We start from the raw sequence: 16,635 nt of genomic DNA on the forward strand, positions 1-16,635 counted from the left end.
GCTTGGTTCCAGTCCAGGTCATGCGTCGTGGGTGGATCGCTGGTCGAAGGTGGCGTGGAATCGGCGTGTTTCGTCCACGATGCGGCTCGGGCCGGTCAGGGTGACGGTTGCCGTCAGACGAGCAGCCGTACTGGATGACGCCAGACGGAGCTCCAGGTCGCCTGGTTCGACGATGCGGTAGCCGTCATGGCCGGTGAAGGAAGCGACGTCGGCGGGAACGGTGATGTGAAGGCGACTGGTTTCGCCCGGTGCGAGCGGGACTCGGCTGTAGCCGATGAGGCGCTGTACCGGCTGGACGACGGAGGCGACCGGGTCGTGGAGGTAGAGCTGGACGACTTCGGTGCCGGGCCGTTCGCCTGTGTTGCGGATGGTGCAGGCGAGGGTGAACTCGCCTTCTGTTGAGGCCTGCTGCGTCTGAACCGTGAGATCGCTCCAGGCGAATGTCGTATAGCTGAGGCCATGGCCGAAGCCGAACGCGGGGGTCGGATCGATATTGGAGACATCGCTGGCCTGGGCCAGGCGGGCGCCGAGGTATGTGGTCGGCTGGGCGCCGGGGCTCCGGGGCACGCTGACGGGCAGGCGTCCCGAGGGATCGGTGCGGCCGCTGAGTATGCCGGCGATCGCGCGGGTGCCTTCGGCTCCCGGGAAGAAGGACTGCACGATCGCCGCGGACTCGCCCACGGCACGGCCGAGAGCGTATGGCCGCCCCGCGAGCAGCACGGTGACGACCGGGCGGCCGGAGTCGAGGAGTGCGTCGAGGAGGTGCTGCTGGGCTCCGGGGAGGGTGAGTGACTCCGCGTCGCATCCTTCGCCGCTGGTGCCACGGCCGAACAGGCCGGCGCGGTCGCCGAGGACAGCGATGACGATGTCCGCGTTCCGGGCAGCATGTACTGCCTCGTCGATCCCGGAGAGGTCTCCGTCGTCGATGCCGGTGCCACGGGTGAGGGTGATGTCCGTGTCGGGGAACTCGGCCGCAAGGGTGTCGTGGAGGGTGGGCAGGTCGATCCCGATGGGGATGTCCGGGTGATGAACGCCGACGTGCATGGGGAAGGAGTAGCAGCCGAGGACGGCTGTGGCCTCTGCCGCGTTGGGGCCGATCAGGGCGATGCGGCGTGGCGCTGCCAGCGGCAGCACACCGTCGTTGCTGAGGAGGACCACCGCCTTCTCGGCTATTTCGCGGGCCAGTTCGCGGTTCGAGGCAGGATCCAGGTCGACCTTGCCGCGCAGTGCGTCGGGGTCGTCGAGGTCGGCACCGCTCAGTGCGGCCGGCACCGGACTCCAGTCCGGGTCGAGCATGCCGAGCTGGGCCTTTTGGTGGAGGACCCGGCTCAGGGCGCCGTCGATGAGCGACTCCGGGATGCGGCCGTCCTTGACCGCCTCGACGAGTGGTTCACCGAAGGTCTTGACGGTGGGCAGTTCGACGTCGACGCCCGCTGTGAGGGCCGTGTTTGCGGCGCCGGCCCAGTCTGCCGCGACGCCGTGCAGGGTTTTGAGGAACGCGATGCCGAAGTAGTCCGCTACGACCGTGCCGTCGAATCCCCAGGTGTCGCGGAGCAGGTCGGTCAGCAGCCGCCTGTCAGCGGCGGCGGGTACGCCGTCGTTGTCGTTGTAGGCGTGCATGACGGAGCGGGCGCCGCCCTCGCGTATGGCCATCTCGAACGGGGGCAGCAGGATGTCGGCCCGTTCCCGGGGTCCGATCGCCGAGGGAGCGAGGTTGCGTCCTGCGCGGGAGGCGGAGTAGCCGACGAAGTGCTTGAGGGTGGCGACGATTCCTGCCGTCTCCAGTCCTTGCACGTACGCCGTGCCGATGGTGGCAACGAGGTACGGGTCCTCGCCGATCGTCTCCTCCACGCGGCCCCAGCGGGCGTCGCGCACCACGTCGAGGACGGGCGCGAGTCCCTGATGGATGCCGACCGAGCGCATGTCACGGCCGATGGTCGCGGCCATGCGCCGCACGATCTGAGGGTCGAATGTGGCACCCCAGGACAGCGGGACGGGGTAGGCGGTGGCCCCCCAGGCGGCGAAGCCGGCCAGGCATTCCTCGTGTGCGAGAGCGGGGATGCCGAAGCGGTTGGCCGAGACGATGCGGGCCTGGGTGCGCTGAAGGGAAAGGGCCCCGAGCGCGGGGTCGACGGGCACGGTGCCGAAGGGCCGGGTCAGCTGTCCCAGTCCGGTGGGCATCAGCGCGTCCAGGTCGACAGGGTCCTCCATGTCGTGCTGGTGGGGAGCCACTTCGCCACCGTGGGCGGAGGCGCCGACCCATACGCCGTAGAGCTGGGCTGTCTTCTCCTCCAGAGTCATCGCGTCTATCAGGGACGCCACTCTGGCGGCGAGGGGGCGGGCCGCATCGTTCCAGGGCGGGGTTCGGGGGGAGGTCTCTACGGCCACGGGGCGGTCACTTTCCTCCGACGCCCATCAGGCCCTGGACCAGGGCACGACGGGCGAACAGGTAGACGAGCAGGACGGGCAGCATGGACAGCATCACGGCTCCGAGGAGGCCGGGGATGTCGATGCCGTGTTCGGTCTGGAAGTTGTACAGACCCAGCGTGATCACCTTGGTGGAGTCGGACTGGGTCAGCACGAGCGGGAAGAGGAAGCCGTTCCATGCCTGGAGCGCGGAGAACACGGTGATCGTGGACAGGCCCCCGCGGGACAGTGGTACGACCAACTGGAAGAACATGCGCCGCGGCGTCGCACCGTCCACGGCCATGGCCTCGAACAGTTCGGGGGAGATGTCCCGCATGGCGCCGCTGAGGATCAGCGCCGACATCGGCAGGCAGAACGCGGCTGTCGGCAGGATGACGCCGAGCAGGTTGTCGTACAGGCCTGCTTGGCTGATGAGGTAGAACATCGGGACGATGACGGCCTGGGCCGGAATGGCAAGGCCCAGCAGGAACAGGCGGAAGACCAGAGAGGTCACTTTGCTGCGGCTGCGGACGATGGCGTAGGCGAGCGGCGGTACCAGTACCAGCACCAGGCCCACCACGGCTGCCGTGACGACAATGGTGTTGACGAAGTATCGGCCGAAGCCTGAGTCGAAGGCGCTGAGGTAGTTGTCGAAGGTGAAGGTGTCAGGCACCGACACCGGGCCGTTCGAGGCATAGTCGCCGCGGGTGCGCAGGGTCGCGGCGAGCATCACGTACAGGGGCAGGCCGACCAGGAACAGCCAGACGACGGAGCCGACGCCGGCCAGGTAGTTGGGACGGCGCCTCATGACACACCCTCCATGGAGCTGCGCATCTTGTCGTAGCCCGATACGCGGACGACGATGAGCGAGATGATGGTCGACGCGACGACCAGGGTGAGGGCGATGGCGGACCCGGTACCGAAGTCGAAGCTCTTGAAGGCCTTTTCGTACATGTAGTAGGCGCTGATCGTGGTGTCGGTGCCGGGGCCTCCCTGGGTGAGGATGAGGACCGTCTCGAACGTGGTCAGACCGCCGACCGTCATCAGGATCATCGAGGTGATCATCGCGTTGCGCAGTTGCGGCAGCGTGATGTGGAAGAACTGCCGGTAGCGGCCTGCTCCGTCGATCTCTGCGGCCTGGTAGAGCACCTGCGGGACGGCTCGGGCAGCACCTTGGTAGATCAGGGTGTGGAACGGAGTGAACTGCCAGGTGCTCACGAACGCCAGCACCCCGATGGCCGTGGTCTGCTCGCCGAACAGGTTGCCGTCACCGAAGAGCCAGGTGGCATCGGCGGGGATGCCGAAGTTGGGGTCGAGCAGCGCTCGCCACAGGACGGAGACGGCGGTGGCCGACAGCAGCAGCGGGACGAAGTAGATGGCGGACAGCACGGCCCGATTGCGCTGGTAGCCGGCAGCCCAGACCCCCAGGACGATGCTGAGCGGCGTCTGTATGAGGATGCCGAGTGCCGTCAGGAGCAGGGTCACCCAGATGCTCTTGAGCATCACAGGGTCGTCCAGAAGCCGTGACCAGTTGTCCGTGCCGACGAATTGAGGCGACCCGAGCCCGTTCCAGCTCATGAAGGACAGCACCGCAACCATGACCAGCGGAACGATCGCGAAGACAGCGAAGAACAAGGTGGCGGGCAGAGCCCAGGTGAAGCCGGGCCTTCCCACGTTTGCTGCGGACGAGCCGACCGGCCGCCGCCGGGCCTCCTTGCGGGACCTGGCGGCGGGCTGGGTGCTCGTGATCTGTGTCGTCATGAGCCGATCATTCGTTCGGAAGTGCTTGCATGGCCTTGATGAAGCCGTCCGCGTCCATCTGACCGTTGAAGAACTGCTGCACGGCCTGCTGGATCGGGGTGCCGGCCGACGGCGGGTACGCCTGGTCCCACGACAGCTGGAACGCGGGGGCCTTCGCGACCAGGTCGTACTGGAAGCGCGAGTAGTCGGGATTGGCCGAGGAGCCCAGGAAGGACGCGGTGTTCGTGGTCGTCGGCAGGTTGCCGATGGCCAGCTGCGCCTTCACGAACTCATCCGAGTACATGAGCTTCAGGAACTCGGCGACGGCTTCGGGGTGCTTGGTCTTCTTCAGCACCGAGTAGAAGTTGTTGGTGTTCCCGACGACGTTCGCCGCGTCGCCCTTGCCGCCGGAAACGGCCGGGAACGTGGTGTAGCCGAGGTCCTTCTCCGCGAAGTCCTTGGCGTCCGTCTGCTGCTGGGCGTAGTACCACGAGCCCATGAGCTCGAAGCCGGCCTTGCCGGACGCCAGCAGTGCCGGTGAGGCGCCGTTGGTGTACTTCACCGAGTCGTAGTTCTTCCCGAAGGCGCCGGCGTCCACGAGGTCCCTGAGCATGCTCAGTGCCTTCTTGCTGTCGGCGCTCTCCCACACCGACTTGTCGCCCTTGATGGCCTTCTGGAACAGGCCCGGTCCGGCGACGCGGTCGTAGAGGTACTCGAACCACATGAGGGTCGGCCATCTGTCACCGCCGCCCAGGGCGATGGGCGTGACACCTTCGGCCTTGAGCTTCTTGACCGCGGCGAGCAGCTCGTCCCAGGTCTGGGGCGGCTTGATTCCCGCCTGGTCGAGGACCTTCTTGTTGTGGAACAGCAGGACGGGCTGGGTGCCACGCATCGGCACGCCGTAGGGCTTGCCGTCGACCACTGCGCTGTTGAAGACCGAGGGGAGGAACTTGTTGTCCAGATCCGGGTTCTTCTTGATGAAGTCGTCCAGCGGCAGCAGCAGGTCGGCCTTGACGAACGGCTGGATGCTGCCGCCGCCCCAGTTGAAGAAGATGTCCGGCGCCTGCGGGGTGTTGATGATCGTCTGGAGCTTCTGCTGATAGTCGGCACCGGGGATGGTGTCGAGGACGGCCTTGACGTCGGACGTCTTGTTGAACGTGCTGACTATCTGCTTTTCAACCTTGTTGCTGGCGTCCCCGTAGACCAGAACATGGATCTTGCCGTCGTCCGACGACGCCTGGCCGTTGCCGGTGCCGCAGGCGGACAGGGGCAACGCCAGGGCAAGCGTCGCACCGCAGGCGACCAGTCTGGGCAAGCGTGCGCGTGTCTTCATCGTTCGCCTTTCGAAAGTTTCGGCCTCATTACCGAAAGTCTCTGCGGTGGGGACATTAGGTCAGGCCTGAGACTCGGTCAACAGTCATGCATGCACGCGTCTGAACCGTTACCGACGTCGATGCCTATACGCTGCACACATGGGCAATGACGACGAGACGAGCGGCCGGGTGACCCTGGCTGAGGTGGCGAAACTTGCGGGAGTCTCGCTTCCGACAGTTTCGAAGGTCCTCAACGGCCGTGCCGACGTGTCCCGTGCGACCCGGGCCAAGGTCGAGGGCCTGCTGGAGGCCCACGGCTACCGCCGCCGCCCCCGGACGGCACCGTGGCCCGGGCTTGTCGAACTCGTGTTCCACGAGCTGGACAGCATCTGGGCGATGGAGCTGGTCAAGGGGGTGGAGCAGGTCGCGAGGGAGAACCATGCGACAGTGGTGCTCACCGTGAGCGGCACACGGCATACACCCGGGCCGGAATGGCTCGAAGGAGTGCTGCAACGAAGGCCGCTGGGCGTCGTCCTGGTCTTCTCCACGCTTCCGCAGGACGTCAAGCGGCAGCTCAGGTCAGCGGCCATTCCCTTCGTGGTCGTCGACCCCGCAGGCGACCCCGACCCCGATGTGCCGTCGGTGGGCTCGGCGAACTGGGCCGGCGGTCTTGCGGCCACCCGGCATCTCACGGCACTGAACCACGAGCGGGTCGCGATCATCACCGGACCCAAGGACATGCTGTGCTCACGCGCCCGCCTCGACGGCTACCGCTCCGCCATGGCGATGGCGTCCTTGGAGGTGGACCCGCGGCTGGTACGGTTCGGCGATTTCCATGTGCAGGGCGGTTTCGAGCACGCGATGAGCCTGCTGGACGAACCGGACCGGCCGACGGCGATCTTCGCGGGCAGCGATCTCCAGGCGCTCGGCGTGCTCGAGGCGGCCCGGCTCAAAGGACTGCGTGTACCGCAGGACCTGTCGGTGGTCGGCTACGACGACGTCCCGCTCGCGCAGTGGTCGAGCCCGCCGCTGACCACGGTGCACCAGCCACTTCGCCAGATGGCCGAGGAAGCGTCGCGCATGCTGTTCAAGCAGGATGAATCCGCTAAGGGCGCCCAGCGCATCGAGCTGGCCACGCATCTGGTGGAGCGACAGAGCACGGCCCCGCCCGACAAGTCGTGAGGACCCCGACCCCGCCCCGGCCACAGCGCCGAGCGGGTGCGTGGCGCGAGCCGATTCACTCGAACGCACCCGTTCCACGTGCCGTGGCGCTTTGTCCCGTCAGGCTGTTCCAAAAGGATGCGCACCGAAATATTTCGCACCAATGGTGTGTCATTACGTGAGGAGCGGCAGATGGAAATTAAGAGGACCGACACGGCGGTTGTGTTCATCGACCCACAGAACGACGTGCTGAGCGAGGACGGGGCGAACTGGGACGTGGTGGGAGCGAGCGTCACGGAGAACAAGACCGTCGAGAACATGGAGAAAATCTTCGAGGCGGCGAAGGAAGGTGAATACGAGGTCTTCATATCGCCTCACTACTTCTACCCGACCGACGACGGATGGCGAATGAACGGGCCACTCGAGACAAGCGAGCTCGAGACCCGCACTTTCGCACGGGCGGGGCAGCTCGATCTGACGGGATTCCGAAACTCTGGGGCAGACTGGCTGGACCGATTCAAACCTTATATCGAAGACGGTAAAACGGTGGTCGCCAGCCCGCACAAGGTATTTGGACCGGAAACCAACGACTTGGTACTGCAACTGCGCAAACGCAGAATTCAAAGGATCATTCTTGGCGGGATGCTGGCGAACATGTGCGTCGAGTCCCATATGCGCCACCTCATCGAGGAGGGATTTGAAGTCGCCGTGGTCAGGGACGCGACAGCTGGACCCCGACACCCGGTTTGGGGCGACGGGTATCAGGCGGCGATCATCAATTATCGTTTCTTCGCGCATGCATTACTGTCGACCGCCGAAGTGCTCGACGCAATGCACTGAGGAGCTCACGGCCTGGTGCAGGTAGCAACTGAGGTTGCGGACCACAAACGAGCGGATTCGGGTCGGCGCAAGAGGGATGCTGTGGAGTTCCAACCCATCGTGGAGCTGGTCGGTCGAGCCGTTGACGCCGCAGGCGTGGCCATCATAATCGCGGGAATGCTCTGGGCGACCGTTCTCGCGGCTGTCCGGCTCAGTCGCCGACAGGCGGGTGTGTACCGCGACCTTCGCCGTCGCGTCGGGCGGTCGATCCTGCTGGGGCTGGAGTTTCTCGTAGCCGGCGATATCATCCGTACAGTCGCCGTCGCGCCGACGTATGAAAGCGTCGGAGTGCTGGCCCTGATCGTAGTCATCCGAACCTTCCTGAGCTTTTCTCTCGAGCTCGAGATCACCGGACGATGGCCGTGGCAAAAACCAATGGGCGAAGCCAAGGACTGAACCCGTGGCCATGCTGCGACGCCCCGGAGCGAGCAAGGCCGCTGCGCCGGGCCGAAGACGAGGTCCTCGAGCCGGTGGCCGAACGCGCCACCACCACGGATCCTGAACTCATGTCCGATGCAGCATCCCGAGCCGAGCAGCGGATCGCACAGGTCCGGGACGATGTGGCCGCACGCCTGGCACTGGCGCAGGAGTTCTACGCACAGGCCTGCGAGCCCCTGCGCCGGTACGGTCACGCCGAGCTGAGCTTTCTGCGATGGTCAGCCGCACGCGGAGTGCTCGCCACAGAGTCCGGTACGCGCCCGGGCAGCGCATGGTGGCGTGCCGTGAACGAGGGCCTTCTCAGGGACAAGGTGGAGGCGCGTCTGCTGTGCGCCGGTGCCCCGGGCGAGGCAAGCGCAAGAAGCGTCGAGTACTGGGTGGACTGCATCCGCAGGCCGTCCCCCGCCGCCTGGTACCGCGCCCACAACGCCAGCATCGTCGCCGGCTACCTGCGCCACGAGAAGCTGGCCGCGCCGGAAGCACAGGTGGAGCGGTTCATGATGAACGTCGCGCTGCTCCGCGTCCTGTTCACCCACGCCATGCTGGTACGACCGCGGCTCATGCTGGGATGGCTGGCCCCGTTCGGGCCACGGCTGGTCGACCCCCGCTACGCGACCGTGAAGTGGTTCCTCGACCTCGGCCGGTCCTTCCCGCCGGTGTACCCCGTCGCGTTGCCCACCGAGGACACGATCCTCGACGAACACGCCCTCGCCCGGATGCTCGACTACGGCGTGATCGCCCCCAGACTGCCGGTGCTGTACGCACTCTCGGCCGCGACGCTCGAAGAGCCCCGCCTGATGACCCTCCTGGACGCAGGCGTGCCGGCGTACGTCTGGACCAGGGCGGAACGCCCGCTCTGGTACGTCGGCAACACGGGCGCCCATCTGCGCCTCATCGCCCGCATGACCGGCGTACACCTGCGGTGGCCCCCCTCACCCGCCGGCCGCCGCTATGTCCCGCTGCACGGCTGAAGCCCACTGCCTCGGTCACCGGCCGCCGGGGCCCCCGCCGCCCGGGTCCGCCCCCCGCGCCCGCCCCCCCCCCCCCCCCCGGCCGGCTTCCCGGCCGGCCGCCCCCCCGCTGCCCCCGGGTCGCCGGGCTCAGCGGCCGACGTCGTCCGTCACCGCCGCCCCGGCACCCCCGGCCGCCGGAGCCGGTACGGCCGCCGTGGTCGCCGCCGAGTCCCCGTCGGAGTTGATCCGCTCGATGACGGCCAGCCGCTCCGGGGTGTCCTCGGGCCGCAGGAAGCCGATCAGGACGTAGAGGACCAGGGAGACCGCCAGCGGGACCGACACCTGGTACTGCAACGGCACCCCGCCGTCGACGTTCCAGTTGATCGGGTAGTTGACCAGCCAGAAGGCCAGCAGGCCCATCGCCCAGCTGGTGAGCGCGGCCGTCGGTCCCGACCGGCGGAAGGGCCGCAGCAGGCCGAGCATCATCGGGATCGCGATCGGCCCCATCAGGCCGGCCACCCACTTGATGACGACGGTGATGATGTCCTTGAACGTCGGCGAGTTGACCTGGGTCGCCACCGACATCGACAGGGCGAGGAACACGACCGTGGTGATCCGGGCCGCGACCAGCCCCGACCGCGCGTTCCAGGCCCGGGCCCGCGTCGACAGGACCGGAGCCACGTCCCGGGTGAACACCGCCGCGATCGCGTTGGCGTCGGAGGAGCACATGGCCATGGTGTGCGAGAAGAAGCCGACGATGACCAGGCCCAGCAGACCGTGCGGCAGCAGCTGTTCGGTCATCAGGCCGTAGGAGTCGGAGCCGTCCGGCTTCTGGGCGTGCACCAGCAGCGGTGACATCCACATGGGGAAGAACAGGACCACCGGCCACACCAGCCACAGCGCGGCGGACAGCCGGGCCGAGCGCTCGGCCTCGCGCGGTCCGGCCGTGGCCATGTAGCGCTGGGCCTGGTTGAGCATCCCGCCGTTGTACTCGAAGAGCTTGATGAACAGGAAGGCGAGCAGGAACACCGTGCCGTACGGGCCGGCCAGCCCGTCGCCGTGGCCGTGCAGCGCGGGCTCGTCCCACGCGTCGAAGAACCCGATCCCCTTGTCGTCGAGCTTCAGCACCACCGCGACGAACATCGAGACGCCCGCCAGCAACTGGATGACGAACTGGCCGAGTTCGGTCAGCGCGTCGGCCCACAGCCCGCCGATGGTGCAGTACACGGCGGTGATGCCGCCGGTGATCAGGATGCCCTGGTTCAGCGAGACCCCGGTGAACACGGACAGCAGGGTCGCGATCGCGGCCCACTTCGCGCCGACGTCCACGATCTTCAGCAGCATGCCGGACCAGGCCAGCGCCTGCTGGGTGGGGAGGTTGTAGCGGTTCTTCAGGTACTCCAGCGGCGAGGCCACGTGCAGCCGGGAGCGCAGCCGGTTGATCCGCGGCGCGAACAGCTTCGACCCGATGGCGATGCCGAGCGCGATGGGGAACGACCAGGTCACGAACGACGTCACGCCGTAGGTGTAGGCGATGCCCGCGTACCCGGTGAACATCACCGCGCTGTAGCCCGACATGTGGTGCGAGATGCCGGACAGCCACCACGGCATCTTCCCGCCGGCGGTGAAGAAGTCGCTGACGTCGTCCACCCGCTTGTGCGACCAGACGCCGATCGCGACCATCACGCCGAAGTACCCGATGAGCACGGCCCAGTCGAGACTGTTCATGAGCCCCCTTCCAGGGTCCGCCTTGTGAACTCCGCTCAGCTGGTGGGCACTTCGCCTGAGCGGGGAATGGGCTCCTCAGGCCGCGAAGTGCCCGCTCATCGTGGGTGGCTGTGCGTGGGCACGACAAGCAAGCGGTAGGTCAAGAGCAGGTAAAATAGTTCTGCTAGCTGACCTTGGTTCACCTATATGAACAGTCTGTGAGGGGTGCGGGAAGGGTTCAGCGCATCAGCTCCCCGGCGTTGACCAGCAGCGACTGCCCCGTGATCGCCCGCGCCCGGTCGGACGCCAGGAACACCGCCGCGTCCGCCACGTCCCCGTCCGTCGCCAGTTCGGGCAGCGCCATCCGGTCGGTCAGCCGGGACAGCACCTCACCCTCCGGCACCCCCTCGGTGTGCGCGGTGAACTGCACGTACGCCTGCACCGGTGGTCCCCACATCCAGCCCGGCAGCACGGTGTTGACCCGGATCCGGTACGGGCCCAGCTCCCGCGCCAGCGAGTACATCGCGCTCGTCAGCGCCCCCTTGGATGCCGCGTACGCCGCCTGCCGCACCTGTGAGGGGGCGGCCACCGCCGACTGGGTCCCGATGAACACGACCGACCCGCCGCCCCTGCCCCCGCCGCCCGCCTTCAGCCCCGGCAGACAGGCCCGCGTCATCCGCAGCGAGCCCAGCAGGTTCACGTCGAGCACCGAACGCCAGGTCGTGAAGTCCGCGTCCTCCAGGCCGCCGAAGTAGGAGTCCCAGGCCGCCACGTGCACCACCGCGTCGATCCGCCCGAACCGCTCCGAGGCCAGCCCCGCCAGCGCCGCGCACTGCCCCTCGTCGGTGATGTCGGTCGCCCGGTACGCGGTGTGCGCGCCGTCCGGGTCGATCTCGGCGGCGCTCTTGGCGAGGTTCGCCTCCGTGCGCGCCCCCAGCACGGCGTTGCCGCCGTCCCGTACCACCGCCGCCGCCACCTGATGACCGAGCCCGGCCCCGACCCCCGAGACGACGACGGTCTTGCCGTCCAGCAGTGACATCGCGTACCTCCCGGGTATGGCGCATTGTCTGACGGAGCGTCAGAGTATGGGCGTCCGGGAGCGGACGGAAGAGGCCGGAGGGCTCCGGAAGGGGCCGGGAGCGGCCGCAGGGCTCCGGGAGGGGCCGCGGGAGCGAGGAAGGGGAACGGCATGAGCGAGGAGACCCGCCGTGACGTGGACGCGTACGCCGAACTGGCCGCCACCGGCCCCTACGGCGTCCGCCCCGGCCACGCCCTGATCACCATGGTCGAGCCGCACCCGGGCCACGAGTACGCCTACAACCGCTGGTACGAGGACGACCACTACTACGCCGGCGCGATGGCCATGCCCTGGATGTACGCGGGCCGCCGCTGGGTCGCCACCAGGGACCTGCAACTCCTGCGCTACCCGGAGAAGTCGGCGGTCGCGCAGCCGGTGACCACGGGCTGCTACCTGTCGACGTACTGGATCACCGAGGGCCGCTACGACGAGCACATGAAGTGGACCGTCGCGATCAACAGACGGCTCAACCGGGACGCCCGCGTCTACCACGACCGCACCCACGTCCTCACCGCGTTCCAGGACCACGCGACGACCGTCTACCGCGACGGCGCGGCCGGCCCGAGGGACCAGCACGCCCTCGACCACCCCTACCCGGGCCTGGTGCTGGAGGTCGTCGACGCGGAGTCCGGCGCCCGGCGCGCCGAACTCCTCGACTGGCTGCGCTCCCGCCATCTGCCCCGGCGCCTCGCGGGCTCCCCGGCCGCCATGGTGACCGTCTTCCGCCCGACCCCGCTGCCCGGCGACCGCATGACCTACGTACGCCAGGTCGAGGGCGTCGACACCCGGCTGACCCTGCTGTGGTTCCTGGAGACGGACCCGCGGGATTGCTGGGAGGAGCACTTCACCGGACTCGACACGGCCCTCGCCGAGTCGGGTCTGGGCCGGGTGGAGCTGGTGGCGCCGTTCGTCCCCACGGTGCCGGGCACGGACCGGTACGTCGACCGGCTGCGCTGAGAGCTCCGGGCCCCGAGCGACCCCGGACCGGGGTCGCCTCGACCCGTCCGGACCGGCGTCACTTCCACTCGTCCGGGCAGGGCGTCCCGCGCGGCACCGTGTACGGGGCCGCCAGCCGGTAGGTTCCCGCCTTCGGCGCCAGCAGCACCGTCCACCGGTCGCCCTGGGCGTCCTCCTCGGTCTCCATCAGACAGCCGTTGACGTTGTGGTACGACCTGGGCTCGCCCTCGGCCCGGTGCTTGGACGCCTTGGTCTCCTGCGGCGGCTGCAGCTTCTTGCCGTCGGCGTCGACGATGCTCAGCCACGGCGAGTACGGGATCCGGACGGTGATGCGGCCCGGCCTGCTCACCTCCATGGTCAGCTCGCCCTGCTCGGCCCGGTCCACGACCGCGTTCGGCTCGGCGAGCGACGCCGGGTCGGTCACCTGGAACAGCTGCCAGTTGTCGTCGCCCCACACCTGCTTCAGATAGGGCAGCCCGCGCCGCAGCAGCTGCCGCTCGCGCTGCCCGCCGTCCCCGTCGGGCTCGTCCTTGGGCAGCACGACGTAGTGCACGGCCCACCGCTGGAGCCACTCGTGATAGTTGGCGGAGTTGAGCGTGTCGTCGTAGAAGACGGGGTTGCGCTCCATGTCGGCCTGGCGGTTCCAGCCGCGGGCCAGGTTGACGTACGGGGCGAGGGCGGAGGCCTCGCGGTGCGAGCGGGCCGGCACGACCTCCACGCGGCCCTTCTCGGCACCGGCCACCTGGAGCTGGTTGACCAGCGGGGCCAGCTCGCGCGCCCAGGACGCGGCCGGAGTGGTGTGGATGATGTCGTCGACCGTCTTGAAGCCGATCCAGCCGGTGAAGGAGGCGAGGGCCAGCACGAGCGCGTACCACTTGCGCGAGCGCCGGACCGTGAAGGGCAGCGCGGCCACCAGGACGACCCCGGCGAACAGCATCGCCAGCCGGGTGATGTTGGAGCCGATCTGCGAGCTGATCAGCCACACCAGCAGCACCGCGAGTCCGTACACCGCGGCCGTGATCCGGACGGTCTTCCACTCGGCCGGTACGACGGCGTAGGCGACCCCCGCGCACAGCAGCGGCAGGATCACCGACCCGAACGACATCGGCTGGGTGCCGGAGAACGGGAACAGCCAGGCCGACACCGCGACCACGGCGGTCGGGCCGAGGCCCAGCGCCCAGGCGCCGGGGCGCCGCTTCTGGAGGAACAGCGCGGCCGCCACGAGCCCCACGAACAGACCCGCGACCGGCGAGGACATGGTGGCCAGCGCGGCCAGCGGGGCCGCGCAGCAGGCCTTCGCCCACCGTTTGTGGCGCCAGCGGTACGGCCAGCAGAACACGGAGGCGACCGCGGCCAGCGCGAACATCGTGCCGAGCCCGAAGGTCACCCGGCCCGAGATGGCGTTGCACAGGAAGGCGAGGACACCGGCCAGCGAGGCCCACAGCGGGTTTCGCACCGACCGGCTGCGCAGCAGGACCAGCGTCAGCAGCCCGGCCGACACCGTCCCGGCGATCATCATCGTCGTCCGGACGCCGAGCACCGACATCAGATACGGCGACACCACGCTGTAGGACACCGCGTGCATACCGCCGTACCAGGCGAGGTTGTACGCCGAGTCCGGGTGCCGGCCGACGAACTCGGCCCACGCGTCCTGTGCCGCGAGGTCCCCGCCACTGTTCGCGAACGTGAAGAACCAGACGACGTGCAGGATTCCGGCCAGCGCGGTGACGTACAGGACGGGGTGCTGGAGCAGGCGCTGCCGCAGAAGGTAGAAGGCGATCCTCAGCCGTGCGTTGCCGACGTCGCCCCCGGAGCCGGTCCTACCGGACCCGGAACCGGACAGCGGTATTCGCGGGTCGGTGTCCGAGCCCGGGACGTCGTCCGCTCCCGGACCGGTGTCGTCGGCGCGTGTCGGCTCCGCTGTGGCCACCTGAAGGCACTCCCCGTGTCCTGTCTTCCGTTCCCGTCCGCTGGCCGTTCTCCTCGGCTTCACGGCGGCGTTTCCACGACAGGCGACCTGTCCTGTTTCGCGACGCTAGCACGCACCCCGCCGACGGGCTCCCGGGTGGGGCCGTGCGACGGGGTGCGCGGGCGTGCGGGCGGCCGGTCGGCCGGGCGGGATCAGCCGAGACGTGTCACCTTGTCCATGAAGCCCGGTTCGGTCAGATCCGTTTGCAGAGCCACCGGAACCTGCACCCCGACCGAGTCGCCGGAGCCGTCACCGACGGTGAGCGAACCGACCTTGGTGCCGGCCTTCGCGGAGTGCGGCACGTCGTCGGAGTCGAAGGTCAGCTTCACCTTCAGTCCGGCCCAGCCGACCGCCGAGACGTCCTTGGTGACGACGACCGGGGTGTGGTTGCCGAGCCGGTCGTCGACGTACCCGACGACATCGCCCTTCTTCAGGATCTTCGCCGAGGTCATCGCGCCCTGCGCGGCCAGCAGCGCGGTCTTGCTGACCGCGTTGACCGTGTCGATGATCGGCGCCTTGTGCTGGCCGAGGACCGCGCCGACCAGGGTGACGGTCTCGCCGTCGACGTCCTGGGTGGCGGCGAAGAGCAGGTTGCCGCCGGCCTTGGTGGTGGAGCCGGTCTTGATGCCGAGGGCGTTGTTGTAGGGGACGAGCGTGTTGTAGTTGCGGTGCTTCTGGCCCGACGGGTCGGTCCAGCTCGGCAGCTTGGTGATGTCCATGAGGGCCTGGATCTTCACCAGCTCGTGGCCCAGCTTCACCTGGTCCTGCGCGGTGGAGACGGTGGTCTCCTTCAGGCCGGAGGCGTCGGTGTACGTGGTGTTCGTCATCCCGAGCTGCTTGGCGGTGGCGTTCATCTTCTTGATGAACTCCGCCTCGCTGCCCGCGTCCCAGCGGGCCAGCAGCCGCGCGATGTTGTTCGCCGACGGGATCATGACAGCCGAAAGCGCCTGCTTCTGAGTGAGCTTGTCGCCTTCCTTGACGGTGTTGAGCGTGGACTCGCCGTCCTTGTCGTAACCGCCCTCCTTCTCGGCGGTGGCGTCGACGGGGATGCTCTCGCCCTCCTCGCCCGGCTTCATCGGGTGGTCCTTGAGCACGATGTACGCCGTCATCGCCTTGGCGACCGAGCCGATGGCGACCGGCGTCTGCTTGCCGAAGTCGTCCATCGAGCCGATGCCGTTGACGTCCATCCAGCCCTGGCCCTCGCTCGGCCACGGCAGGTCGACCTTGTCGCCGTCGAAGCTGTACGAGTCCTTGGCGGTGAGCGTCAGGGACGCGGCCGGCAGCGGACGTACGGCCTGCACGATCGCAAACACGATCACCAGCAGGAGGACCAGCGGGGTCCAGATCTTCACCCGGCGGAAGGTCGTCCGCAGGGCCGTCGCGGGCGGCGGCGGAGTGTTCGTCAGCTCGGCCAGCAGATCCAGTGGCGGCTTCGGCGGCAGCGGCTGCTGCGTGGTGCGCTCCGGCCCGACCTGCGGCACGACGGTGGTCACGTCCGCGGGCCTGGGCCTACGGGTCTCCGCGTCGTCCAGCGGCTTGAGCGCGACGAACCTGCTGGTGCGCTCGGGGTCGGCTGCGGCGGCCTTCTCCGGGGCCTTGGCGGCGGGCTTCTCGGCGGCCTTCTCCGGAGCCTTCTCCGCGGCCTTCTCCGGGGCGCTCGCGGCCGGCTTCTCGGGGGCCTTCGCGGCCGGCTTCTCCGGGGCCGTGCCGGGCTCGGGGCGCTTGGTGGCGCCGCCCAGCTTCAGCATGGTCGTGGGCTGGTCGACGGCGGGCCGGGCGGGCCGCACGGCCTTGAAGACGGCGGTGGGCTGGTCGACGAAGCGCTCGGCGGCGGCACCGGACCCGTCACCGGCCTCCGGACCGGCGTCGGCGTCGGCGTCCGCCTCCGCCTCGGGCTCGGTTTCGGCGTCGGTGTCCGGCTCGGCGTCCGGGGTCCGTGCGTCGGACTCCCCGTCGGCCGCGTCGGTCTCGGCGTCGGTGGGGCGATGAGGCAGCAGGCGAGTTTCAGGAACGCTTCGTGGATGTCGGCTCGCC

The 16,635-nt window shown here is 68.5% G+C and carries 12 protein-coding genes and 1 pseudogene; 5 read left to right on the top strand and 8 right to left on the bottom strand.

Going from position 1 to position 16,635, the window contains the following annotated elements:
* Positions 1-18 precede the first annotated feature (18 nt).
* From ABT085_RS10145 to ABT085_RS10160, 4 genes are read right to left on the bottom strand one after another with little or no spacing between them, the layout of a single operon-like run.
* Entirely contained in the window at positions 19-2,388 is a 2,370-nt protein-coding gene (locus ABT085_RS10145; protein WP_351604239.1) for a beta-xylosidase/alpha-l-arabinosidase, read from the bottom strand.
* Positions 2,389-2,395: 7 nt separating this feature from the next.
* Entirely contained in the window at positions 2,396-3,214 is an 819-nt protein-coding gene (locus tag ABT085_RS10150) for a carbohydrate ABC transporter permease (protein ID WP_351604241.1), read from the bottom strand.
* Positions 3,211-4,167: a carbohydrate ABC transporter permease gene (locus ABT085_RS10155; RefSeq protein WP_351604248.1), complete on the bottom strand. Its 957-nt coding sequence runs from the start codon at positions 4,165-4,167 to the stop codon at positions 3,211-3,213. Before ABT085_RS10155 ends, ABT085_RS10150 begins: the two co-directional genes overlap by 4 nt.
* Before the next feature lie 7 nt (positions 4,168-4,174).
* A complete protein-coding gene (locus ABT085_RS10160; protein ID WP_351604250.1) occupies positions 4,175-5,479 on the bottom strand; it encodes an ABC transporter substrate-binding protein in 1,305 nt (434 codons plus the stop codon).
* Between the two features lie 139 nt (positions 5,480-5,618).
* Between ABT085_RS10160 and ABT085_RS10165 the strand changes: the two genes are divergently transcribed.
* From ABT085_RS10165 to ABT085_RS10180, 4 genes are all read left to right on the top strand, one after another.
* Entirely contained in the window at positions 5,619-6,641 is a 1,023-nt protein-coding gene (locus ABT085_RS10165) for a LacI family DNA-binding transcriptional regulator (RefSeq protein ID WP_351604252.1), read from the top strand.
* Positions 6,642-6,758: 117 nt separating this feature from the next.
* Positions 6,759-7,460: a cysteine hydrolase family protein gene (locus ABT085_RS10170; protein WP_351604254.1), complete on the top strand. Its 702-nt coding sequence runs from the start codon at positions 6,759-6,761 to the stop codon at positions 7,458-7,460.
* Between the two features lie 15 nt (positions 7,461-7,475).
* Complete coding sequence (locus tag ABT085_RS10175) at positions 7,476-7,895, top strand: DUF1622 domain-containing protein (protein WP_351604256.1); 420 nt, start codon at positions 7,476-7,478, stop codon at positions 7,893-7,895.
* A gap of 110 nt (positions 7,896-8,005) precedes the next feature.
* On the top strand, positions 8,006-8,908 hold the full coding sequence (locus ABT085_RS10180) for a hypothetical protein (RefSeq protein ID WP_351604258.1): 903 nt from the start codon (positions 8,006-8,008) through the stop codon (positions 8,906-8,908).
* A gap of 129 nt (positions 8,909-9,037) precedes the next feature.
* Here ABT085_RS10180 and ABT085_RS10185 read toward each other — a convergent pair whose 3' ends face one another.
* Positions 9,038-10,618 (bottom strand): sodium:solute symporter family protein, encoded by a 1,581-nt coding sequence (locus ABT085_RS10185; RefSeq protein WP_351604260.1) that lies wholly within the window; start codon positions 10,616-10,618, stop codon positions 9,038-9,040.
* Positions 10,619-10,835: 217 nt separating this feature from the next.
* Positions 10,836-11,636 (bottom strand): SDR family oxidoreductase, encoded by an 801-nt coding sequence (locus ABT085_RS10190; protein ID WP_351604262.1) that lies wholly within the window; start codon positions 11,634-11,636, stop codon positions 10,836-10,838.
* Between the two features lie 150 nt (positions 11,637-11,786).
* Here ABT085_RS10190 and ABT085_RS10195 point away from each other — a divergent pair, with 150 nt between their 5' ends.
* Positions 11,787-12,632: a hypothetical protein gene (locus ABT085_RS10195; RefSeq protein WP_351604264.1), complete on the top strand. Its 846-nt coding sequence runs from the start codon at positions 11,787-11,789 to the stop codon at positions 12,630-12,632.
* Positions 12,633-12,690: 58 nt separating this feature from the next.
* Here the strand turns inward: ABT085_RS10195 and ABT085_RS10200 are convergent, their stop codons facing one another.
* Positions 12,691-14,562: a DUF8823 domain-containing protein gene (locus ABT085_RS10200; RefSeq protein WP_351604266.1), complete on the bottom strand. Its 1,872-nt coding sequence runs from the start codon at positions 14,560-14,562 to the stop codon at positions 12,691-12,693.
* Between the two features lie 191 nt (positions 14,563-14,753).
* Positions 14,754-16,635, bottom strand: a pseudogene (locus tag ABT085_RS10205) (D-alanyl-D-alanine carboxypeptidase); the annotation flags it as partial.

The sequence above is a fragment of the Streptomyces sp. NPDC002265 genome (assembly GCF_040296125.1).
Classification (GTDB): Bacteria; Actinomycetota; Actinomycetes; order Streptomycetales; family Streptomycetaceae; genus Streptomyces.

Excerpts from the sequence above, each read along its gene's own strand:
- ABT085_RS10160 (WP_351604250.1), bottom strand. The coding sequence starts at position 5,479 with ATGAAGACACGCGCACGCTTGCCCAGACTGGTCGCCTGCGGTGCGACG.
- ABT085_RS10185 (WP_351604260.1), bottom strand. The coding sequence starts at position 10,618 with ATGAACAGTCTCGACTGGGCCGTGCTCATCGGGTACTTCGGCGTGATG.
- ABT085_RS10195 (WP_351604264.1), top strand. The coding sequence starts at position 11,787 with ATGAGCGAGGAGACCCGCCGTGACGTGGACGCGTACGCCGAACTGGCC.
- ABT085_RS10190 (WP_351604262.1), bottom strand. The coding sequence starts at position 11,636 with ATGTCACTGCTGGACGGCAAGACCGTCGTCGTCTCGGGGGTCGGGGCC.
- ABT085_RS10150 (WP_351604241.1), bottom strand. The coding sequence starts at position 3,214 with ATGAGGCGCCGTCCCAACTACCTGGCCGGCGTCGGCTCCGTCGTCTGG.
- ABT085_RS10155 (WP_351604248.1), bottom strand. The coding sequence starts at position 4,167 with ATGACGACACAGATCACGAGCACCCAGCCCGCCGCCAGGTCCCGCAAG.
- ABT085_RS10170 (WP_351604254.1), top strand. The coding sequence starts at position 6,759 with ATGCGCACCGAAATATTTCGCACCAATGGTGTGTCATTACGTGAGGAG.
- ABT085_RS10165 (WP_351604252.1), top strand. The coding sequence starts at position 5,619 with ATGGGCAATGACGACGAGACGAGCGGCCGGGTGACCCTGGCTGAGGTG.
- ABT085_RS10180 (WP_351604258.1), top strand. The coding sequence starts at position 8,006 with ATGTCCGATGCAGCATCCCGAGCCGAGCAGCGGATCGCACAGGTCCGG.